The sequence below is a fragment of the Halomonas sp. ATBC28 genome (assembly GCF_005937175.1).
Lineage (GTDB): Bacteria > Pseudomonadota > Gammaproteobacteria > Pseudomonadales > Halomonadaceae > Vreelandella > Vreelandella titanicae.
On sequence record NZ_VCQL01000017.1, the window covers coordinates 62,697 to 85,483 of the forward strand.

A 22,787-nucleotide genomic window follows, 5' to 3' on the forward strand; every position below is an offset into this window, starting at 1 on the left:
AATCTATTCATGGTTATCGACTACCTTTGTACTAAAGTGTTTTTTGCATCAACAAAGGTAATTCGATGAGTCATGCATTGACTGGACATAACCGCCCTCAGCAGGTGATTGAGGCCACCCACCAGGCGAATAACGCCTTACCAACGGCCATCCGCCAAGCCAAGTACGCCAAAATGGCTGCGTCGCCCTACCGCTTTTATCGCGGCAGTAATCATTTGTACTGGAATGATGTATGGCACGATTGGCGTTTTTCCCTGTTTGGTGGCTGGCCGGAGACCCAAACCTGGTTGCAGGGCGACGCCCACGTCTATAACTTTGGCGCTTATGGTCACCACGATGACCAAGTGCGCTACGGCATGGATGACTTCGATGATGCGCTGATTGGCGACTACCAATATGACCTGTGGCGGCTGGCTATCAGCGTCGTATTAGATGCTCGTGAAAATGCTGAGCTGGATCCAAAAGCGATTGATAAAGCGCTTAAAAAGTTAATAGAGGGCTATTACCAAACGCTGGTCGATCACGTTGATAGTCAGCCCGTGCAGGCCGTGACCCTTGATAGTGCAAAGGGACTGCTTAAGCCCTTTATGAGTAAAGTCGCCGATAAGCAGAGCCGTGCGCGGATGCTCGAAAAGTGGACGACCCTAGATGGGCAGAAAGGCCGCCAGTTCGCCGAACGGCCTGGCAAGCTCGCTAACCTGCCTGCGGATGTGGCCAGCCAACTACGCCGCTTAATTGAGCAGGAGTATCAGCAAACGCTACAACACGCTATTAAAGAGAGTGATCCCCACCATTTTCGCGTCAAAGATACGGCACGGCGTTTGGATGCAGGCACCGGTTCGTTGGGTGTCGAACGCTATTACGTCTTGATTGAAGGCGGTGTCGAGCACGAGCACGATGACATCATCCTGGATGTTAAAGAGCAGGTACCTCCAGAAGCATTTCGATTAATGGATAAAAAACAGCAGCAGGCGTGGCGTAAGCTGTTTCCTAACGAAGCCATCCGTCATGCAGCTGCCTTCCACGCCATTGCTGAGCACCCAGATGCCTATCTCGGCTGGCTAACCATGAACGGAAAGGTGTTTTCGGTGCGTGAGCGCTCGCCGTTCAAGAAAGACTTTCCGACCCATAAGCTTTCTGGCGGTAAGTCATATCGAAAACTGGCAAAGCAGTGGGGAGAAATTCTCGCCCGTGAACACCTGCGCGGTGCCCAGGCGCTTAACCAGGGTGACTCAACACGCTTTGCCAAAGCCGTTTGCCAACGATTAAAAGGGCGTGAAGACCTGTTTATTGAGGTGGTTACAACACTGGCGGTGGCTTACGCCGACTGCACAGAGCAGGATTACGCTGTGTTTATTGATCACTTCCTGGCGTCGGGGGCTGCTTAATTAACCAATACCATGAGTGGTTATTGCGGCTGTTGCCTACCGAGCATAAATCCCTGCTCTTCAAGTGTCTCTTCCCATACTACACAGCGGTTACGGCCGCTGTGCTTGGCTTGATAAAGCGCTTCATCGGCAAGGCGCAGCAATTTCTTAGGGTCTTGAGTGTGATCAGGATATGTTGCGACACCGCAGGAAAGCGTGATTTTCCGCAGAGAAGAGCCTTGATGAATAAATGCCTGATGAGCAATGGATGTTAACAGCGCCTTTGCGCGCGTCTCGGCAGCGATTCGGGAGGTAGCAGGTAGCAAGGCAACAAATTCTTCGCCCCCAAAGCGACAGATCACATCCAAATCTCTTAAGTGGTGCCGCAATAACAGGGCGATTTCGACCAGCACGGCATCTCCTGCGTCATGACCAAAATCATCGTTAATCTGTTTGAAGTGATCCACATCCAGCATTAGCACGGAGAGTTGACTGTCATGCTGCTTAACTCGCTGGCAATGGTGCTCGAATGTCGTGTCGAAATGGCGTCGGTTGTGCAAGCCTGTTAATGGGTCTTTGCGTGATAGCCCTTCCAGTTCTTGAACTAACCGGTCGAGGTCGGCAGTTCGCGCTGCCACCTGCTGCTCTAGAGTCTCATTGGCCATGGCGAGCTGTTGCTGTGTATGCCGGTAGTGCCACAGAAAAATAGCCGCGTTCGCTAAAGAAAAAGCCAGTGTGCCGTAGCTCAAGGGCACGATGCGCCAGCTCACAAAGCCGTGGGCGACCACCATATCGGCGAGTAGCAGCGGGGCAAAAAAAGTAAAACTTACTACCAGAAGCCGTTGTTCAAGGGTGAGTTTTTGAAAGCGCATGAGCGCAAGTGCCAGCATGACGGGGAGCGTTAAGGCCAGCATGACATCAAAAATGGGGAAGGTTAATGAAAGGCTCAGCACGCCCAATTGAACCAAACCAATCGCCAGCACCAGATACACCAAGTGAATAACCCAAAGGAGAGTTATCCAGCGCTTAGCGGTGCCCTCCAACCAATAGCTGAGTAACAACCCCAGTGCCACCGGCAGGGTGTAGTAGCTGGCTGCTCGGAGTGTGTCCCAGGCCAATGGCCCATCGGCAATGAGTTGACGGGCTGGGGTCTCCGCAAGCAGCATTAGCCCTGAAGCATAGGCAAACAACGCAATAGACCCGAAACCTCGGCGTTCGGGGCCTATTAACGCGAAAATGGTGGCCAGGATAGCGAGCACCAATACCAAAGCACTCACACCGAGATCCTGAGCAGATTCATGGATAATTTGCTTTAAAACCTCAATGCGTTCCATTACCTGGACTTGGCCCCATAAGCCAATACTGGTGTAGTAAGAGTAAAAGCGAAAGGTGAGCGTCTGACCGGCGGCATTTTCTGGTAGGTCAATCATGTGCCAGGGCCAGCCCGCAAAATCGCCTTTTCCCTGTTCGTCAAATTCACCATATTGATAGATCAGTTCATCGCCTAGATAAACTTGCCCAATCAAGTTGATACTGGTGATAAAAAGTACTGGATCGTTCCAATCACCGGCGGGCACTGTCGTGCGTAACCAGAGGTGTTCGTGCCCGTTGCGGCCAGGCGGGTTCGAAGGAGAGTCAATCGACTGCCACTCTGTCGAGTCGCTTTGCAGCCATTGAGGATGGCTATCGGCATCGTAAGGAGAGTCGCCCCAGCGATACTCCCAATTATGGAGCGGTTTGGGAGAGGTATCAGCTAGTAGGTAGCCTGAATATGCCAACAGTAACGCAAGCGTTAAGAGCAGTAGAGTGCTTCGGCGAATGGCGAACCCACTAGGCGGCATGGTGAACGTCCTAATCTCTTGGTCGCGATCTTGCTATTAATAAGTGCTACATAGGGGCCATCACTAACGACGCTACGTGCACAATAAAAGTGAGGCTGAGCATTAAACGTAGAGTTTAACGAATATGAACCTTACGTAGGTGATGTTTTCTTCAACGCTTGCTAGCGGTTAGCTTCCTGCACTTAACCCAAAAGCCTGGCTACTCGGGCCAGGCTTTGCAAAGCATATAAATACTCAAGTACGCTTTTAGTTACCGCTAGCGGCTCCGCCTACCAGCCCACTGCGAAAATCACTGTCACCGTGATTACGGCTTTTAAGGTGGTTTGCGACAGTATCTTCTGGTGAGCCGGCCATTTCGCGGAACATGCCCATTGAGCCAAGCAGAGCAGAGGACTCGTAGGGTACGAATACTCGCTCACCATTCTTCGCCATATTGGGTAGTACCTTGATATAGCTCTGGCCCAGCAGGTAGCCCACTACGGTGCGCTTATTCTCTTCACTATCGCCAATGGCACTAAGCACCAGTTTAATCGACTCCTGCTCACCCTGAGCACGTAGAATGGCCGACTCTTTGTCACCTTGAGCGTTGAGGATCGAGGATTCACGTTGGCCCTGGGCCATGGCAATCGCCGCTGATTTCTCCCCCTCGGCCTCGGTGACGGTGGCACGGCGCTTACGCTCGGCGGCCATTTGCAGGCGCATTGCGGTTTCCACCTCTTCCGGCATGGCGATGTCCTGCACTTCGACGCGGGATATTTTGACCCCCCATTTAGACGCAGGCTCTTCCATCGCGGCCTGAATCTCATTATTCACTTCCGCACGGGATTCAAACAGTTTATCCAGTTCCATTTTACCGACCACTGAACGTAGCGTGGTTTTGGCCAGTACTTCGACGGCCTGGCTCATATTCTCTACCTCATAGACGGCCCGTTTGGGGTCGATGATTTGGTAGTAGAGCGCGCCATTGATACGAACGGTGACGTTATCGGTGGTGACGACCGGCTGACCGGGGAAATCCATCACCGTTTCGCGGCGGTCAATGCGGGTTTCGTCGGTGGTGATAGCGGTATAGTCCTCACCCATTTTGCGATAACGCAACATGGTGATCGCGCGGGGTTGTTCGATAAATGGAATGATAATGTTAATGCCGCTTTCTAAAACGCGGTGAAAAGAACCTAGGCGCTCAACCACCATTACTTCCGATTGGCGAATAATAATTAGGCCTTTAGAGATGATCAGTACTGCGATCACGACAATAATGAGGCTTATTAATAAGCCGGGGCTTATAGGTAGATCCATGGTTAAGGCTCCTTGCGTTGGGAATTGTCATCTTGAAAGGCTGTGTCTTCAGGCTGATGTAATGCGACTAGCGCAGTGGTGCCTTCAAATCGTTTAAATATGACCAGCGTACCGCTGGGTAGCTCGGTTTCACCGCTTTCAAGTACGCGCAGGCGGTAGAAATCGCCGTTGACTTTAATGCCCGTGGCATCATCAAAATCCCGGCGTAGAGTAGTGTAGCGATTACCTTTTTCCACACCTGTGCCTGTTGTGCCATAAGCAACGCCGCGGGGGGAGAAGCGCGGGCGAATGACCATAATGCATATTGGCAGCAGTACCCCGGTAAAAATAGCCATGCCAAGCAGTTGCCAAGGAAGCGTTAATCCTAGCGCTGTAACGGCCGCTGTTAGCGCAGCGGCAATACCCAGCGCTAGCAGCACCATCGCGCCAGAAGTCAGCTCTGCCAAACTTAATAGTAAGGCGAGTACCAACCAGCTATAAGCCGGGCTCCAGTCCATAGCAGTGTTACTCCGTCGTGAATGCAAGTGTTAATGACAATTCGGTCAGCGTAACCTAATTATGTGAACTTATCTTGCTTAGGTCGCAAGCGTGTTCTTGGGTGCGAGCATATCCTCTGAAGGGTGCTATCCTGCCTGCCTTTAAAGATAGCGAGCATAAAAAAGGAGAAGGGCGTGTTGTCGGGCGTGGTCTATTGGCTGGATATGGCGGGTGTCATCGTGTTTGCGCTTTCGGGCGTGATTTTGGCGTGCCGGTCGCGCATGGATCCTATAGGTATGCTGGTGCTGGCAGCGGTGACCGGCATTGGTGGAGGCACGCTGCGTGATTTAGTGCTCGGTGTAAGGCCGGTGTTCTGGGTGACGGATCCAACCTACCTGTGGGTGATTTTAGCCACCGTGGGTGTGTCGTTGATGGGCTTTCACTATATCCACCGGCTGTCGCGGGGCTTTTTACCGATCGCTGATGCGTTTGGCTTGGCACTGTTTACTGTGATTGGGACTCATAAAGCACTGCTGCTGGGCACGTCTGGAACGGTAGCTGTCTTGATGGGCATGATGACCGGCGTAGCAGGCGGCATGATACGTGATGTATTGGCCCAGCGAGTGCCCATGGTGCTTCGCGAAGAAATTTATGCGACGGCAGCGATGGCTGGGGGAATCGTTTACGTGGCGCTGCATGCCCTGGAGGCGCCGCTAACCATGGCGATTGGCGCCTCACTAAGCGTCACCCTCGGGCTGCGTTTGGCGGCGATCCATTGGCACTTGGCGCTGCCGGTGTTTGCCTGGGTCACGGTGCCACCGAAAACCCATGATGAGGCGGCAGCACCGCTCTCTACACCGCAAAAGGCTAAAGAGCGGGTGAGGATGATTCGCCGTGAGCGCAAAAAACGCTAAGGGCTAATCATTAGAGGCTAATTATTAGGGCTTAGGGAACGGTTCATCTCACGCCAGCGGTCAAACCAGCGGCGGGGTTGAATAACGTGCAAGGTTGGTTCGCTGTCCTCAAGTTCAACCCCTAATCCAAGCACGCCAAGGCGGGCATAGAGCGCGCCGTTTGCGCTTCGGTCTGCCAGAGCGACATCGGAAAGCAGCAGCAGCGGGCCACCAGCGAGCGTCAAGTCGCTAAGGCTGATCTGCTTGCCGCTGATCTCTAGCTGCGCCGTGCCCTCGATGTCGTGCACATTTAGCAGTCGCCCTAACCAGTCGCTATCCCTTGCGCGTGCGAGAAATAGCCGGGCGAGTAAACCGGTATCGCGCATCTCAAGGCGGAGCTGGCTGACGAGACGAATAGGGTCTTCCCACGCCAATTGCGCATCCAACATGGAAAGCGTTACCCACCAACCGGCATCGGCAGAGCCATTTTCACTTTGTCGGCTAACGTTCTCCAAGCGTAAGAATGAGTCATCTGCGTTAAAACGACGCGTTTCCAGGTCGCCGTCGGTTAGGTGTAAGTCGAGATGAACGTCGCCGCGAAGCTGCTGATCCAACAGCACTAACTCTGCGCCGAAGGCGCGCAGAGTTAGTTCGCCCTGTGCGTTTAATCCTTCCAACAGCCATTCGCTTTCCAGGCTGGCTTGCCCATCCAGCAACCTAACACCCGCGCCTTCGGGCAGGTAGCGGTTGTAACGGGTGAAGTCGGGCACCTCGGTAATCGGCAGCGCGATGCGCGTGGTGAAGTGATCGGGCTGGGGAGATTCAAGCACATCGCTAAAACGCTCGGTTTGCGTGGTGAGAGCAAAGTGGCGTCCTTCCAGGTGCGGGCTATCATCGCCTTGGCGACTCAAGGCAAAGCGGGGGATGCCAAGCGAGAGCTGGGCCCGCTCGGTGCTATCCAACTGGGCGGTGAGCTCGCCCCGTCCGGTGGCGAGATAATCTAAAAACGTGACTTCTAACTGGTCGGCGTTGACCCGCAGCCGAGTGGGTGCCAGCAAGCGGTTATCGCGAAAGGCGCCCTGAGAAAAGAGTTGTCCTTCACCCGCGATGGCTAAACCGTGGGCGTCAGGCAAAAACGCATTTAAAAAGCCTAGCCGTTGCACGCTTCCCTCGAGTGAAAATTGCCCGCTTGGTACGTCACCTCTGCGTTGAAAGCGACCATCATTTAGCACCAATATGCTCTCTAAGCGTTCGCTCGGTTGGTCGATATCGGCCACTTGCCAGCTCAACCGGGTGCCGCTGATGTTCAGCGTTGAGCCATCCATTGCTGCCTGCTGAATAGGCAGGAAAAGCTGCATATCACTGGTTAACGTGCCGACTTGTTCGCCATGTTGCCAGCGTGTGGTAAGCCCGTTTCCGGCTAAATGTACCTCTCCGCTGAGCTGTTTTGACGCCATGGTGAGCTGGCCGTGGCTGGCGGCTTTCCCGCTAAGCAACTGCAGTGGCGCGGGGTCAGGTAAAATGGCGCCTAAGTAGGTTTGTAAAACGCTGATATTAGGCAGTTGCGCGGATTGCCAGCTCAATGTCGCGGATGCTTCTTCGCGGGCCTTTTCTGGATCAGCTGGGCTCGATGCCGAGACGTTGATAGCGGCATCGTCAAGCAGCAGACGCTCCTGGTGGTGCAGCGTGGCGTTGGCAAAGTAAAGCGTTGCTTCGATAATTTCTTGTGGCGTTAGCTGGGCATCTAATGAGCCGCCACCTCGGGCAATGAAGCCACGCGTATCTGCCATCAACTCAGTTGCTTGAATACTTAGTTGGGCATCAAAAAGGCGCGATTGGCGAATGCTGGCAGAGGCCTCAATTTGCCCATGGCCGGAAAGACTGATGCCTTCCAGTTCAGAGTTCTCACGTTCAGAATCCTGTCCTTCAGAACTCTCTCCTTCAGAACCCCGTTCTCCTATACCGGGCGAAAGATATCGATCCAGCATATCCAGGCGGGTGATATCGCCTTGCAAGGCGAGTGTCGCTGAGGTGGGAAGGTCGAGTTGATCCAGTCGCTGATTAGGAATTTGGGTCGCAAGGCGTAGCTCGGTATGCTCTGCGTAAGGGTGCGTGTCGGCTAGCTCAACATCGGCCAGCTGCGTTGAAAAATGCAGTTGATCGTTCTCAACCGACAAGCGCACTTGGCCCTCGCCCGTAGCCGTGTGACGAGGCGGAGGGGTATCCGCCAGTATCCAGCGCGGCGAGTCAGTCGGCGCATGTAAACGTTGCTCATCAATCGCTAAGCGTAGCAGGGGCGCGTTCAGTATAAGCTTGCTGCCGGGCTGTAATTCTCCTGCGGTGAGCTCCAGTGCTCCAGTTAGCGCCCCGCGCCCTTCAATGGTTAGCCAGGGCAGGGTGCCTAGGTAGGGCATAAAGACATTCCAGGCATCCGCCTGGGCATCCAACTGAAGCTGCGCTGAGAGCGCTGCTAGTAGGTTGGGGTTCAGCTCGCCGCTGGTAGCGTCGACAGGAGTTATCGAATTGAGCGTTGCATCAGCGTTAAGGTTAATATCACGCACTAAGGTCTCTTGATCACTCAAGCGAACTAAACGACCATTGGTAATGGCGAGGGAAACGTTAGGAATCGCTAGGGTGTCGCGACTTAGCGTGGTCTCCGTTACCTGCAGCTGGCCGTCAGCTTCAAGCGCGATGTCACCAACGGTCAGGCGGCGAATACCCTCGGCATCGAGTGTGTCGATATGCAGTTCGCCGCGTAATAGAGCCATTAGCGAGAGCGAAAGGGTGGCGCGTTCGGCTTCAATTGAGATGGGCAGTGCTTCATCTTCACGAGCGAGATAGAGTCCCTCTACTTCCCAGCGGCCTGGGTGGCGGCTAACGCCTTGCTCCCAGCGGATGTCGATGCCCTCGAATTGTGAAATGCGCTCGGGCAGCCACTGGCTGTTAAGCAGCCAATAGCTGCCCGCCACCCAGGTAAAGAGGATAAACAGTAGGCCAACCAACGCCCTTCGCAGCAGGCGAGGTAGGCGATTTTTACGAGTGTTCGCGTCTGACATAGTGGCTTCCCTAGCAGATAACTCCTGTTGGGGCGTGTTTTATGGCATTATGCGCGGCGTTGGGCAGTGACGGGTTTTCGATTTCAACGCTAGGCAGGCAACAAACGCCATGTTCAATGATTTTTACGCGCAGCGCGGAGAGTATGTAGTGATCTCCGCAGAGCAGGCCAGTCGCTTCGCCAAAGGCGTGGCGGGTGACTACAACCCTATTCATAACCCGGATGCACGCCGTTTTTGTGTGCCCGGTGATCTACTGTTTGTACTGATACTCACAAAGTTTGGGTTGTCGCGGCAAATGGAATTTCGCTTCACCAACATGGTGGGCGCTGATACGCCGCTTAAGTTTAGCGAAGCAGACAACGGTGCACTTCACGTCTGTGATGAGAGCGGCAAATGTTACTTACAGGTGGTGCGTAGTGGTGACATTACCCACGATCCTGCGGTGGTGGAAGCCTTTGCGCGTTGCTATGTCGCGTTTTCAGGCAAAAACTTTCCGCACTATCTCAAACCGCTGATGGAAGAGCACGGGGTCATGTTTAACCCTAAACGTCCACTGGTGATCTACGATAGCATGGGGTTTTCACTCGAGCGTTTGGATGGTTTTGCTCCAGGCTTGACGCTGAATCACTCTTCGCTGGAGGTTCACGGTAAACGCGCCGATGCACTGCTGGAGTTCTCTATTGAGTCCGCCGGAGAGGCCGTAGGGGTGGGTTCCAAAAAGCTCGTAGTGAGCGGCCTTTGTGACTATGACGCCGATGAAATGGCCGCTATTGTAGAAGAGTTCTATCGTCTCAAGGCCGCTTACGAGACGGCCTCGACTTGAACACTGGTACTTAGCATCTTGCGAGGCTAAGTATGGATAAGACGCTTATTGGTCAGGTTTGTCCTGCACCGTCAAGCCAACCGTGGTAATACGGCCACCGAGTGTCGCCAGTACCGCCAGCATGATGCCATCGAGCTGAAGTGAGTCGCCTATCTCCGGTTGGCTGGAGAGTGTATTGCGCAGCAGCGCATCGAGAGTCGTCTGGCCATCCTCCCCTTCGATCAACACGCCATACGAGTGGCGTAAATCGTCTATCCTGGTACTGCCCTTGAGCTTCAGCTCCTGATCGGGCAGCTCGTCACTGACCACGCCCACCGCATCTGAAAAGACACAGTCGATAAACGGTCTCGTCTCTGGACGCAGCACCACGAACAGGTGATCGCCAGCCATTAGCTCTGTCGAGCCTCGCGGGGGAATTACGTCCTTACCCCGGGTAATCATTGCGACGACCGTCGTATCGGGTAGTGCCATTTGTGAAAGCCGCCGACCCGCTGCGCGTGGATGGTCGCTCAGGGTGTACTCCACAATATCGGCATCTACCTCTTCCAGCGCGGTAATCTCAAGGCTGGCCGCCGGTACCGCTGGCGGTTTTTCAGTCAATCCCAGCTTGCGGGCCACCACTGGCAGAGTGGTGCCCTGGATGGTTGCCGAGATCAGCACCACGAAAAACACCACATTGAAGATTAACTCTGCACCCTCCAGCCCAAACATCAGCGGAAAAATAGCCAGGATAATAGGGACGGAGCCACGTAGGCCTACCCAGGCCACTAAACTGGCTTCACGGGCATTGAAGCCGAACAGTTTCATGACCGGCAACACGGCGATTGGCCGGGCAACCAAAATCAGTACCGCAGCAATCACCAGCCCTTCCAGCCATACATCCAGCAGAGACACCGGGTTTATCAGCAGCCCCAATACCACGAACATCACGATCTGGCTTAGCCAGGCGAGCCCATCATGAAACAGGAATGTGCTGCGCTGAAAGGCGATACGGTGGTTGCCAATGAACACCCCGGTCAGGAAAATGGCCAGGAATCCGCTCCCCCCTGCGTTGGCTGAGATACCAAAGGAAAGGAAGCCACACGCGGCCACCATTACCGGGTAAAGGCCCGAGGCCACCAGATGGATGCGGTTAATGATCTTGACCGATGCCCATCCTACGCCAAGCCCTACCAGGCCCCCTACGCCCATCTGCATGACGAAAAGCTCAAGCAGCCCCGTGCCTGGTTTCATGCCATTGACCAGCACTTCCAGCAACCCGACGGTAAGGAAAATAGCCATCGGGTCGTTTGAGGCGCTTTCGATCTCTAGCGTGGATTTCAGTTTTTTATTGATATGTATGCCGGCGTTTCTTAACAGCGAAAATACCGCTGCGGCATCTGTGGAGCCCACGATAGCCCCTAGTAGCAGGCCTTCCAGCAGCGGTAAGTCGAGAATGTAGGCGGCTGCCACGCCGGTGATTAGAGCCGTGATCAACACCCCGAAAGTGGCGAGCAGGGAGGCGGGTTTCCAGACTTTTCGAATCGATGAGGTAGGCGTTTGAAGCCCGCCGTCAAAGAGGATCATTGCCAGCGCCAGCGTGCCTAGGGCATGTGCCCCCGCTGGGTTGTCGAAGGCGATCCCTCCAATACCACTCTCACCGGCCAGCATGCCAATGACCAAGAACAGAACCAGGACAGGTAAGCCAAGGCGGGCAGATAATTTGCTCGATACAATGCCCACCAATATCAAAATGGCAGCAAGTAAAATGAGCTTGTCAACGGGAAACATAAACGGAGAACCCTTCTAAAAAGGTACTGATAGTTTGAATGGCAGCGTGTCTCTAAAGCGGTGCCACTAATGAATAACTGAACAACTACGTAGTTAGCTCTTTGCGAGGATAGGCGGTGCCCGACCGGGGGGAAGAAGGAGGGCACAGCCGCTGGTGTCGTTTGAAACGACACGGCCAAGAATTGCCTGGTGGGAGATAGCTGAATGCAGCGAGGCGAAAAAGCTAACGGGTGGGGGATCGTCGGCTGACCATTCGATGGCCTTCAAAAGCTCTTTATCTACCTGCCGCTTGGTGGCAGCGTTTCTTATTCGTAGCTTGGTGGGGAGTGGCGCGAAAGCGTAGTGACTCGAAAGACTTTTCAGGCTTTCATCGGTCTGTTGCAGCTCGATGAAATGTGGCTTGTAAAACTGTTCGACGGCACCCGATAGCAAGACCAGAAAACAGCCCAGAAGCAGGATCTGGGATGCCCAGAGAGGCGCATGCCCGACGTTTTTTCCATCCCCACCCCCTTGCTGCATCGAGTCTTCCTTGAACAAGCCAACTATGTAGCTGTTATACCTTAGGTGGAGTTGGTTTGCATCAGCCCACCAGTGGCATGACATCCACTTCGACTTCCAGGCGGTGTTCGCCGCCCCCGTTCATGACGCCTTTTAGCGGGGCTACGTCGGCGTAATCTCGCCCCCAGGCCAGTACAGGGTGCTGTTCACTGGCCACGGTGCCATTGGTGGGGTCTAGGGCCAGCCACCCCCATTCGGGAATCCAGGTCGCCAACCATGCATGGGAAGCATCTGCGCCGATCAGGCGTGGCTGCCCGGGCGGGGGCTGGGTTTCCAAATAGCCACTGACATAGCGCGCAGCAAGACCTACCGAACGCAATGCACCAATCGCGAGATGAGCAAAATCCTGGCAGACACCCCGCCGGTTGGCGAGTACTTCGCTTAGCGGCGTTGCGAGTGTGGTAAAGCTGGGGTCGTACTCGAAGGTTTGATGAATCAGTTCATTGAGCGCGAGAGTCGCCTCGACTATTGGCCTGCCTGGGGTAAAGCAGCTGTGGGCAAAGGTGGCCAGCTCATCATTACGGCGAATAAACGGTGAGTCGAGGCGGTAAAGTTGAATGTCAAAACTGTTGTTCTGGCTAAGCTGCTGAGCGACTTGTTCCCACGTCGTTGAGGTGGTGGGTAGCGCTGCTAAGGGGTGTGTACTCAACTGCGTTACCACCGTGACATCCAAGGTTTGATGAACTTCCTCCATGGCGAAATAGAGCACTCGATTGCCGAATACATCGCGGCGCTCCATCTGTACCTGCGGCGTGGGGCTGATCTGCAGTTCCGAGGCACCACAGTGCTGATGCGGCGTTTTACGTGGTAGTACCCGAGCTTCACTATGGCACAGCGTCACGGGGGCGCTGTAGTGGTAGCGGGTGGTATGGCGCAGCGTGTAGTTCATGCATCAGGCTCCATGCTGACTAACTGGCGTGGCCGCTCCACGTGGCTGAAATGACTCTGACTGATGGCTTCAGAAAGCGGGCTTAAGGGTTCAATTAAAGCATCCAGCAGTTGCTCTAAGGCATCCTGTGCCTCCGGTGTATCGGCTAGATGACTTAAGCGATCAATGTCGGCCAGGTGCAGTGCCGCATTGGCCTGAATTAATAGCCGCCGTTCGGCGTTACGGTAGGGCGATGAGCTGCCCGGCAGGCGATCCACCTGTCGTTCAATGCGCTTGAGCATATAGCCCACCGAGCGAGGATTGGTTTCATCGAACAGCAGTAGATCGAGAATCGCCGCAGGGTGAAGCTCACTGCGGTAGCGGCGGCGATAGGCGGTAAAGTTATCGGTGGTGGCGAGCACGACTTCCCACAACGCCAGCCCCGGCGAGTGCGGCGCATTGAGGGTGAGCTTGAGCAGCGAGAGCAGTCCCAGCACGCGATCCAGGAAGCGGCCGATATCCATAAACCGCCAGCCGTAGTGATGGGGCATGGTTTCGTTACACAGCCCGAAGAAGGCGGCTAGCTGAGCAGACAGCCCTTCGCAAGCGCGCCGCGCCGCGCTTGCCCCCAAGCTGGGGTTGAAGGTAGCCATGCGCTGACGCAGTTGATGCACCACCCGCCAGGAGTCATCGCCTAAGTGGTCACGCACGCTGCGTGCGTTGCGCATTAGTTGGGCAAACAGTGGCTGTAAGGCCTGGGGATCCACGTCATCAAACTGCGCCAGTAACGCGGCGCGCTTTAGATCAAAACCAATCAAAGGTGCCTGTAGTCGCTGTTGGTCCTCTTCGTTTAGCGTGGTGATATCCAGTGCCAGCAGAAGTTCATCGAGCAGCTGATCGGCGATCTCATCCTGGTCGTACTCCATTAGCCTCATTAGCGCTTCACGCAGAAGTCGCGCGCGGGTGTCTAAGCGCTCGCCGTAGCGGCCTAACCAAAACAGGCTTTCGGCTACTCGGCTGGGTAGGTCGGTGCCGTCACGGGTGGCCACCACCGGGCCGCGGGCCTGGCGGAGCTGGCTGACATGGGGCTGAGGAGAGGCTGCCGTAACCCAGACATCTTTAACGATGGTGCTGCTTAGTGATGGCAAGCCAGGTTCGCCAACCCAAGCTAAACCACCGGGCATTACTTGGTACTCGCCAGCCGCACTATTTTTAGCAGCAGTGCTGCTTTTGGCAGTGGCATTGGGGGTGCGTGTTACAAAGCAGCGTAGGTTGAGCGTGGTGGGCTCCAGGCGCTGTAGGTGGCTATCAAAAACCGGCGCGGTGGCTGGCTGCGTCGTGGCATTGACGTTGGGCAGCAGCAGGGTCTCACCCAGAAGATGCTCGCACAGCATCGGTAAGTAGTCCGCTAACACCGGGGCTTCCAAAATGCCTACCCCCAAGGCGTTAGATAGCGCCACGCCGCCTGAGCGCATGGCCTGGAGTAGCCCGGGTACGCCCAGCTGCGAATCGCCGCGCAGTTCCAGCGGGTCGCAGTAAGCGTCGTCGCAGTGGCGCAGTATCACATCGACTGGCTGCAACCCCCCCAGGGTGCGCAGCCATACTTGGGTATCGCGTACGACTAAATCCTGGCCTTCTACCAGTGCAATATTGAGGTAATTGGCTAAATAGGCGTGCTCAAAATAGCGTGGGCTCCCCGGCCCCGGCGTTAATAAGATAAGCGTGGGGTTATCGCGATGCTGATAGGCCATGGCGATCAGCGTGCGGTGGTGTAGGTCAAGAAACCCCGCTAGCCGCTTTAAGGGCGCATTGCGATACATATCCGGCAGGGCGCGGGCCATCAGTATACGGTTTTCGAGCGCAAGCCCAGTACCGGATGGCGCCTGTAGGCGGTCTGCCAACACCCGCCACTGGCCCTGAGTATCCTGAATCACATCCACACCGTGGAAAATAATCGGCGCGCGGTCATTGGGCAGCGACTGGTGGCAGGGCAGTAATAAATGCGCTGAGGCAAGCAGCTCTTGGGTGGGGAGTAGTCCAGCCTCAAAGAGCGTTTTGGGCCCATAGATATCGTCGTAGAGGGCGCTCAGCAGACGACTGCGCTGGATTAGCCCCGCTTCTAATGCTTGCCACTGTGGTTCATCAATCACCCAGGGTAGCGGGTCGAGCCGCCACGAACGCCCCTGGGTTTCATCATGCATATTGAAAATTACGCCGTTTTCAGCCAGTAGGCGCTGAATCTCGTCATGCTGCTGGTGACGACCCGTCGGGCCCAGGCCCTCCAATGAGCCGAGTAAGCTCTGCCAGCCAGGGCGTAACTGCCCCTGGCCATCGAGCATGGCGTCGAACGTGCCGGGCTGTCCCTTGCCTAGCTGGTGTAAGTAATCCTCAATGAGCCCGTTAGCCACGGGCGCGAGAAGTGAGGGAGAGACAGGGGCCGTCATTATCCTTGTAATCCTAAGCAGTAGGAGGCGGATTATCCTGCACTAGTCGCTAAGAGAAAAGCATTAGCTAGGCGTCCAGCGCAGGTCGAGGGTCTGCGGCAGTTCCAGGCTGGGGGGTTCCAGCTTGGGAACCTGATGGCCATGACTATGGCCGCTGTCACTAAAACGCCCCAGTCTTCGCGCTTCGGCTTCAAACGCATTGACCGGGAAGGTATCGAAATTACGCCCTGTGGGGTGCACTACGTAGTAAGTACAGCCCGCGACTGAGCGCTGGTTCCAGGTGTCGATCACATCAAACACCAGCGGCGCGTGAATGGGGATCTGCGGATGCAGCGCCGAGGGCGGCTGCCAAGCGCGGTAACGCACCCCGGCCACCGATTCGCCGTTTCTGCCGGTAGCTGAAAGGGGCACCCGGCGGCCGTTGCAGGTCACCACATAGCGGTCACCGCTCATGCCACTCACCTTGACTTCCAGGCGCTCCACTGAGGAATCCACGTAGCGGGCAGTGCCGCCAGCTGAGGCCTCTTCGCCCAATACATGCCAGGGTTCGATGGCTTGGCGCAGCTCAATATCCAGCATGGGGGTGTGCAAGCGTCCGTGCAGCGGGAAGCGAAACTCCAGGAAGGGGGCGAACCACTCTAGATCAAAATCGAAGCCGTGGTGGCGCAAGTCACCCAGCACGTCGTCAAGGTCGCTCCAGAGGTAGTGGGGAAGCATCCAGCGATCCTGCAAGGCGCTGCCCCAGCGCACCGGTTTGGCTCGGTAGGGCGTTTTCCAGCAGCGGGCTACCAGTGCGCGGATCAGCAGCATCTGCATCAGCCCCATGCGGGCATGGGGTGGCATCTCAAAGCCGCGTAGTTCCAGTAAGCCGAGGCGACCGCTGTCGCTATCCGGCGAGTAGAGTTTGTCGATACAGAATTCGGCGCGGTGAGTATTGCCGGTTAAGTCGGTGAGCAGGTGGCGCAATAAGCGATCGACCAGCCAGGGCTGCACCACTTCGCCTTCGGGCATTTGCTGTAGGGCGATCTCCAGCTCATAGAGGGCTTCATGGCGAGCTTCATCCACCCGCGGCGCCTGGCTGGTGGGGCCAATAAACAGACCCGAAAACAGGTAAGAGAGACTCGGGTGGTGCTGCCAGTAGGTGACTAAACTGGCGAGCAGGTCCGGACGACGCAAAAACGGTGAATCGTCAGGCGTCAACCCGCCCAGGGTGACATGGTTGCCACCGCCGGTACCGGTGTGGCGGCCATCGAGCATAAATTTTTCAGTGCCCAGGCGGGTTTCCCGTGCTTCAGCGTAAAGCCGTTCGGTTTGTGCCACCAGGGTTTGCCAACTGGCCGCAGGCATAATATTCACTTCGATCACGCCTGGGTCGGGGGTGATCATAAAATTTTCCAGACGCGGATCCCGAGGGGGCGAGTAGCCCTCTATCATGACCGGGCAAGCGAGTTCCTTGGCGCACTCCTCAACGGTGCTAAGTAGATCCAGGTAGTGCTCTAAGCCGGTCAGCGGGGGCAGGAAAATATTTAGGCGACCATCCCGTGGCTCCACACATAGGCTGGTGTGAATAACATTACTTTCCCTATCGCTGTTTGCCTGGGGCTGCTGTTGAACGGATTCGCCCTCGGGGTGTGATGGGCTCGGGTGGCTTGAGCGCCCCAAGCGTTCGGCATCACTGATATGCAGCTGTTCGGCGTTGCGGCGGGCAACTTCACCGTGAATATCACCCAGTTCAGGCCGAGGAGCGAACAGCGATTCAGGCTGCGGCTGCTCCTCTGGGTCAGCCCAGGGAAGCGTTGAAAGGGGTAAGCGTAGGCCCATGGGCGAATCGCCGGGCACCAGAAATAAGTGGTCGCGCTTGAGCGGCCAGCGGCCGCTCTCCCAGCGGTGGGCTTGGCTGATCGAGTGGCGCAGCGGCAGGGCGTAGCCCACGACTTCGTCTAACCCCTGCTCCAATAAGCGAGCTAAACGGTGGCGTTCGGCGTCATCTTTTAGATTGGCTTCGCGTGGGTCGACATTGACCGGCAGCGATTGCTCTTTCCAGAGGTAGTAGTAGGCATCTTCATACGCCGGAATCCAGTAGCGCTCAGCCACGCCCAGGCGTTCGCTAAGTGCTTTGGTAAAGCGTTGGGCAGTGGTGTCATCCACGGCTACCTTGGGGGCGCCTTCCATACAAGCTAGCCATTTTGGATCTCGCCATAGCGGCACGCCATCTTTCCGCCAATAGCAGGCCAGCGCCCAGCGCGGTAACGGTTCACCGGGGTACCATTTGCCCTGCTGTTGCTGAATAGCGCTGCCGGGCGCATAGGCGGCTTGCAGCCGGGTTAGCAGTGCCTCGGCGCGCTCGCGCTTGTGCTCACCTAACGCTTCGGTATTCCACTGTGGGCTCTCCATATCGTCGACGGATACAAACGTGGGTTCGCCCCCCATAGTAAGGCGAACGTCCTGCTGTAAGAGTTCAGCGTCCACTTGGTCGCCCAGCGTGCAGATACGGTGCCACTGTTCATCGCTATAGGGCTTGGTGACCCGTGGGTCTTCATGGATGCGCTCGACCTCCATGGTCACATCAAAGGTGACTTCACACTTATCCGAAAATCCGGTGATGGCCGCGGCGCTACCCGTCGTCGGAGTGGCGGCGAGGGGAATGTGTCCTTCGCCAGCGAATAGACCTGAGGTGGGGTCAAGGCCTACCCAGCCGGCGCCGGGCAGGAAGACTTCGGTCCAGGCGTGCAGGTCGGTGAAGTCCACCTCGCTGCCGCTCGGGCCGTCCAGCGCTTTAACATCTGACTTGAGCTGAATGAGATAGCCGGACACAAAACGAGCGGCGAGGCCCAGATGGCGGAAAATTTGCACCAGCAGCCAGGCACTGTCGCGGCAGGAGCCGCTGGCGAGTGTCAGCGTCTCTTCGCAGCTCTGGACACCGGGCTCCAGGCGCACTAGGTAACCGATGTCATTCTGCAGACGTTGATTAAGCGCGACCAGAAAATCGACGGTGGTAGTCGGTTCACGGGGAACGGCTTTGAGCCACTCCATCAGCCGTGGCCCTGATTCGGTTATTTCAAGATAGGGGCTTAGTTCTTGGCGCAGCGCTTCTGGGTAAGCAAAGGGAATCGTTTGCGCAATGTCGTCCAAGAAGAAATCGAACGGGTTAATCACCGTCATCGGGACGATTAGCTCGACGGCAATGGTTAACTCTTGGCGCGGTTCAGGGAACACCACGCGAGCATTGAAGTTGCCGAACGGATCCTGTTGCCAGTTTAAAAAGTGGTCATCGCCGGAGAGTTTGAGCGAGTACGCTTCGATATGAGTACGGCAGTGGGGCGCTGGGCGCAGTCGAATAACATGGGGCGAAAGACGCACCGGGCGGTCAAAGTGGTAAGTCGTACGATGATACAAGGCAACGCGAATGGTCATGAGCCACCCTCAAAAGAACCGTTATTAACCGGCTGGTCGGTTGGGTTAAGGAATAACCGAACGTTTCGCAAGTATCGTTCCACTTTTACTTTTTTGCAGCCGCTATCTTAACTAAGACGTTTAACTAAAGTGGAAAGCGCTTTGCGCACCAATTTGACGCCACTTTTATGCACCAATGCGGCGCATAAAAGCGCTTTAATTTTCTCGTGCTCTCTGTCAAGTAGCGTTTAAGTAAGTGAACGTTGAAATATCGCAAAAGATGGTACGCATTTTGCTCTCAATTGTTTGATTGTTTTGCACGCGGCAGGCCTACACTGAGCATTGAGGAAGTTGCCGCTTCCACCCCAGCGCCAGGAGAGCGCCCATGAGCCAAGTGAATTGGAATAACTATGCGTGTCGTGATTACTACGATGAGCTGATGGCCGCTCCCGGTCAGCCACGCGAGTCAGCGGGTGAATTGTGCAACATGTTGGCAAGGTTTAGCGCCGAGGAGTTAGCGGAGCGAAAAACCGCGGCGGAGATCGCTATTCGTACCATGGGGATTACCTTCACCGTCTACTCTGAAGGCGCGATGATTGACCGTGCCTGGCCCTTTGATATTGTGCCGCGAATCATTCCCGCCAGTGAGTGGCGTAAAACCGAGGCAGGCCTTAAGCAGCGCGTGCAGGCGCTGAATCTATTTATCGATGACCTTTACCATGATCAAAAAGTCATTAAGGACAAAGTACTGCCCGCCGAGGTGCTGGCACAATCGGTTAATTTCCGCCCCCAGTGTGTTGGCATTAACCCCCCTCACGGCGTATGGGCTCATGTATGTGGCTCTGACCTGGTGCGCGATGGCGACGGGACGCTCTACGTGCTGGAGGATAACTTACGCATTCCTTCCGGTGTCTCCTACATGCTGGAAAACCGCAATGTCACCAAGCGGGTACTGCCGGAGTTGTTCGCCTCAGGCAAGATTTTGCCCGTTGATGACTATGTGGCTCAGCTTTACGACATGCTGGCGGCGATGTCGCCAAGGCCAGGTGATGACCCCCAGGTAGTGGTACTGACCCCCGGGATCTACAACTCTGCCTATTTTGAGCACGCCTATCTTGCCCAGCAAATGGGCGTCGAGCTGGTGCAGGGAAGTGATCTACTCGTTGATGACGATGATGTGGTGTACATGCGCACCGTGGAAGGGCTACGCCGGGTCGATGTTATTTACCGCCGTGTAGACGATGAGTTTCTCGACCCGGAAGCATTTAACCCGGAATCCATGCTGGGGGTGGCGGGCCTAATGCGCGCCTGGCGGGCGGGGAAAGTAGCACTTGCCAATGCTCCGGGGGCCGGCGTGGCGGACGATAAGGTCGTTTACGCCTTTGTTCCCGCGTTGATTCGCTACTACCTCGATCAAGAGCCGCTGATCCCCAACGTGCCCAGCTACCTGTGTATGTTCGAGGACGATCGCCGCTATGTACTCGACCACCTGGATGAATTGGTAGTGAAACCGGCCAATGAGTCGGGGGGCTACGGCATGCTCATTGGCCCACGCTCAACCAAAGAGACCCGCGAAGAGTTTGCCCGCTTGATTAAGGCGAACCCGCGCAACTATATGGCTCAACCGACCCTGGCACTGTCGACCACGCCTACGCTGGCGAATGGATTACCGCAGCCGCGCCATGTGGATTTGCGCCCCTTCATTCTTTCGGGGCCAGAAATCCATGTCACCACCGGTGGACTAACCCGCGTGGCATTGATAGAGGGTTCGTTGGTGGTGAACTCTTCTCAAGGTGGCGGCAGTAAAGACACCTGGATTGTAGAAACCGACGATAAGGCGGCAGCGGCCGCGGTGAAAGGAGCCTAACGCCATGCTGTCACGCGTTGCAGAGAACCTCTACTGGATGGCGCGCTATATTGAACGTGCGGAAGACACTGCCCGTTTGCTGAGTGTCAATAGCCACCTTATGCTCGATTTGCCGGGTCGCTTACCGCTCGGTTGGGCACCCCTTATCGAAATGACCGGCAGTCTGGAAGCCTTTACCGCACGCCATAAAGACTTTGATGAACGCAATGTGGTGCACTTTTTATGCGCTGATACTGACAATGATATTTCGATTATCTCTGCGCTTGCCAGTGCCCGTGAGAACCTCAGAACCACTCGGGATGTGGTGCCCCGGGAGATTTGGGAAGAGGTTAACCAGCTCTATCTGAGCGTGGCTGATCATGCCGAAAACGGTGTTAGTCCACGCCGTCGCGATAGCTTTCTCAAAAGCGTCATCCGTAGCTGCCAGGCGTTGACGGGCCTGATTGAAGGCACGTTAAGCCATGGCCCTGCGCGTACCTTTATTGAGCTGGGGCGTCAGTTAGAGCGGGCCGATATGACTACTCGCATCGTGGATGTGCGCTCTGCCAGCCTGCTGCCGCAAAACCCTGAAGAGCTACTGCCGTTTGAAAACCTGCAGTGGATGAGCGTACTCAAATCGCTCACCGCCTACCAAATGTACCGTCAGCAGGTACGCTTACGCGTTCGGGGCCCGGATGTGCTGCGCTTTTTGCTGCAAGATCCTAATCTGCCACGCTCCATTGCCTGCAGCTTGGAGACGCTGGGCCATGAGCTGACGCTACTGCCAAGACAGGATCGACCGGCAGCGACCGTTTCACTGGTGCGCGCCGATGTGGTGGATGCCGATATTCAAGCGCTGGCCCACTCACCCAGCAAGCTGCACCTGTTTATCGACGAACTGCAGATCGGCTTTGCCGCTATCCACGATACGCTTAGCGCAACCTACTTTGTGAATGACGACAGCGTGCCCCGCGTTACCCAAACTCAGAGTCAGAGCCAGAGTCAAAGCCACGCGGGGGATAACGATAACGACTAACCAGTGGTGGAGTCGCTTTCTAGCGGGCTGGCGGCCTGTACGATTTGATGCAGGTACGCCAGCTTCTCGCGCACCGCCGGGGCAAGCACCCCTGGGGCCAAATCGAGCAGGCCCATATCCCGGTTGAGCTCATTCACTGCCATCCCTACATGATGAAAGGCAATCAGCATGCTCTCCAGACTGCCGTCGTACTCAACGTGGGTAATGCCCATGTGCAGTGCGGTATCCAGTACGGCGACCATGTCCAAGTAATAGGCGAACGTTTCGGCAAAATCCTCCCAAGGGTGCATGGTGGCGTAGGCGGAGATGAAGCGGTTGGGCCAGTCGCCGGGGGCTCCCTGCTGGTAGTAACGCTCTAACGCTTCGGTATAGCTTGGCCGGTGGTGGTTGCCAAATACTGCACGACACGTTTCTTCATCGCGATCCTTAACCAATAGATCCCAATAGTAGTGGCCGATCTCATGGCGGAAGTGGCCAATCAGCGTGCGGTGGGATTCATTCATATCAACCCGCAGGCGCTCGCGTTCAACGTCGTCGGCTTCTTTGACGTTGATGGTGATGTGCCCCGATGCATGGCCGGTATACACCTTCTCCTGCTTGGCGGTGGAGCGCCATAAGCCCTGGTCGGGCAGGGCATCGGCCATAAATGAGAAGCTTAACGGCACACTAATGTCATCGTCTTTGGTGCCGTGGGGAAGTTTAAGTAGATCCAGAGTATGAAAAAGGCGCCGTTTCGCTGCCTCTAGTGCCGCCCAGCGCTCGCGATGGCCGGCAATAGTGAGATTGGGTATTACTTCATTGTAACGGCAGCAGTCGCAGAGTGTGTCTGCTTGGCCGTGCTCCATCACTACTAGGCGATTGCACACATTTTCAACGGCGTAGTTGTGGCACTTCAATAGCGCCGTATTGCAACCTGGGTGGGTACAGCGATAGCCGCCGTTATCCAAGGGCTCAATGGCCACGATATTGCTACAAGCAGGGCACCAACCTACTTCTGACTGACAGGCAAGGCAGTGGGTATTTTCGTAGAACAGCGGATTGCCACAGCGGCAGCTAAAGGTCTGCATAGATAATTCCCTGTGTTTAAACACGAGCTTTCGCCGTGGGCGATCCGCA

General features: G+C 55.8%; 15 protein-coding genes. 5 read left to right on the top strand and 10 right to left on the bottom strand.

Going from position 1 to position 22,787, the window contains the following annotated elements; genetic code table 11:
* The first annotated feature begins 65 nt into the window (after nucleotides 1-65).
* Entirely contained in the window at nucleotides 66-1,388 is a 1,323-nt protein-coding gene (locus E0L35_RS18625; RefSeq protein WP_027960026.1) for a DUF2252 family protein, read from the top strand.
* A 20-nt stretch (nucleotides 1,389-1,408) separates the two neighbouring features.
* Here E0L35_RS18625 and E0L35_RS18630 read toward each other — a convergent pair whose 3' ends face one another.
* The 3 genes from E0L35_RS18630 to E0L35_RS18640 form a co-directional block, all read right to left on the bottom strand.
* Nucleotides 1,409-3,208 carry a GGDEF domain-containing protein gene (locus E0L35_RS18630; RefSeq protein ID WP_138801093.1) on the bottom strand — a complete coding sequence of 600 codons (1,800 nt, stop codon included), beginning with the start codon at nucleotides 3,206-3,208 and terminating at the stop codon, nucleotides 1,409-1,411.
* Nucleotides 3,209-3,454: 246 nt separating this feature from the next.
* The gene (locus tag E0L35_RS18635; RefSeq protein WP_138801094.1) at nucleotides 3,455-4,507 is read right to left on the bottom strand and encodes an SPFH domain-containing protein; all 1,053 of its coding nucleotides are present in this window, start codon (nucleotides 4,505-4,507) and stop codon (nucleotides 3,455-3,457) included.
* Between the two features lie 2 nt (nucleotides 4,508-4,509).
* The gene (locus E0L35_RS18640) at nucleotides 4,510-5,004 is read right to left on the bottom strand and encodes an NfeD family protein (RefSeq protein WP_027960029.1); all 495 of its coding nucleotides are present in this window, start codon (nucleotides 5,002-5,004) and stop codon (nucleotides 4,510-4,512) included.
* Nucleotides 5,005-5,181: 177 nt separating this feature from the next.
* Between E0L35_RS18640 and E0L35_RS18645 the strand changes: the two genes are divergently transcribed.
* Entirely contained in the window at nucleotides 5,182-5,898 is a 717-nt protein-coding gene (locus tag E0L35_RS18645) for a trimeric intracellular cation channel family protein (RefSeq protein WP_082116921.1), read from the top strand.
* Nucleotides 5,899-5,915: 17 nt separating this feature from the next.
* Here E0L35_RS18645 and E0L35_RS18650 read toward each other — a convergent pair whose 3' ends face one another.
* Nucleotides 5,916-8,933 carry a hypothetical protein gene (locus E0L35_RS18650; protein WP_138801095.1) on the bottom strand — a complete coding sequence of 1,006 codons (3,018 nt, stop codon included), beginning with the start codon at nucleotides 8,931-8,933 and terminating at the stop codon, nucleotides 5,916-5,918.
* Nucleotides 8,934-9,042: 109 nt separating this feature from the next.
* Here E0L35_RS18650 and E0L35_RS18655 point away from each other — a divergent pair, with 109 nt between their 5' ends.
* Nucleotides 9,043-9,756, top strand: a complete 714-nt coding sequence (locus E0L35_RS18655; RefSeq protein ID WP_138801096.1) for a DUF3581 family protein — start codon at nucleotides 9,043-9,045, stop codon at nucleotides 9,754-9,756.
* A gap of 45 nt (nucleotides 9,757-9,801) precedes the next feature.
* On the opposite strand, the gene E0L35_RS18660 is transcribed toward E0L35_RS18655, so the two are convergent.
* From E0L35_RS18660 to E0L35_RS18680, 5 genes are all read right to left on the bottom strand, one after another.
* Entirely contained in the window at nucleotides 9,802-11,526 is a 1,725-nt protein-coding gene (locus E0L35_RS18660) for a potassium/proton antiporter (RefSeq protein WP_041158258.1), read from the bottom strand.
* Nucleotides 11,527-11,619: 93 nt separating this feature from the next.
* Nucleotides 11,620-12,045 (bottom strand): hypothetical protein, encoded by a 426-nt coding sequence (locus tag E0L35_RS18665; protein WP_138801097.1) that lies wholly within the window; start codon nucleotides 12,043-12,045, stop codon nucleotides 11,620-11,622.
* Between the two features lie 61 nt (nucleotides 12,046-12,106).
* Complete coding sequence (locus tag E0L35_RS18670) at nucleotides 12,107-12,973, bottom strand: transglutaminase family protein (RefSeq protein WP_022522531.1); 867 nt, start codon at nucleotides 12,971-12,973, stop codon at nucleotides 12,107-12,109.
* Nucleotides 12,970-15,396 (bottom strand): circularly permuted type 2 ATP-grasp protein, encoded by a 2,427-nt coding sequence (locus tag E0L35_RS18675; protein ID WP_138801098.1) that lies wholly within the window; start codon nucleotides 15,394-15,396, stop codon nucleotides 12,970-12,972. Before E0L35_RS18675 ends, E0L35_RS18670 begins: the two co-directional genes overlap by 4 nt.
* Nucleotides 15,397-15,459: 63 nt before the next feature.
* The gene (locus E0L35_RS18680) at nucleotides 15,460-18,810 is read right to left on the bottom strand and encodes a transglutaminase family protein (RefSeq protein ID WP_138801099.1); all 3,351 of its coding nucleotides are present in this window, start codon (nucleotides 18,808-18,810) and stop codon (nucleotides 15,460-15,462) included.
* Between the two features lie 364 nt (nucleotides 18,811-19,174).
* Between E0L35_RS18680 and E0L35_RS18685 the strand changes: the two genes are divergently transcribed.
* Together E0L35_RS18685 and E0L35_RS18690 are read left to right on the top strand one after the other, a co-directional pair.
* A complete protein-coding gene (locus E0L35_RS18685) occupies nucleotides 19,175-20,656 on the top strand; it encodes a circularly permuted type 2 ATP-grasp protein (RefSeq protein WP_009288211.1) in 1,482 nt (493 codons plus the stop codon).
* Between the two features lie 4 nt (nucleotides 20,657-20,660).
* A complete protein-coding gene (locus E0L35_RS18690) occupies nucleotides 20,661-21,671 on the top strand; it encodes an alpha-E domain-containing protein (protein WP_022522535.1) in 1,011 nt (336 codons plus the stop codon).
* Here the strand turns inward: E0L35_RS18690 and E0L35_RS18695 are convergent.
* Nucleotides 21,668-22,738: a putative zinc-binding metallopeptidase gene (locus E0L35_RS18695; protein WP_138801100.1), complete on the bottom strand. Its 1,071-nt coding sequence runs from the start codon at nucleotides 22,736-22,738 to the stop codon at nucleotides 21,668-21,670. The genes E0L35_RS18690 and E0L35_RS18695 overlap by 4 nt on opposite strands.
* Nucleotides 22,739-22,787 lie beyond the last annotated feature (49 nt).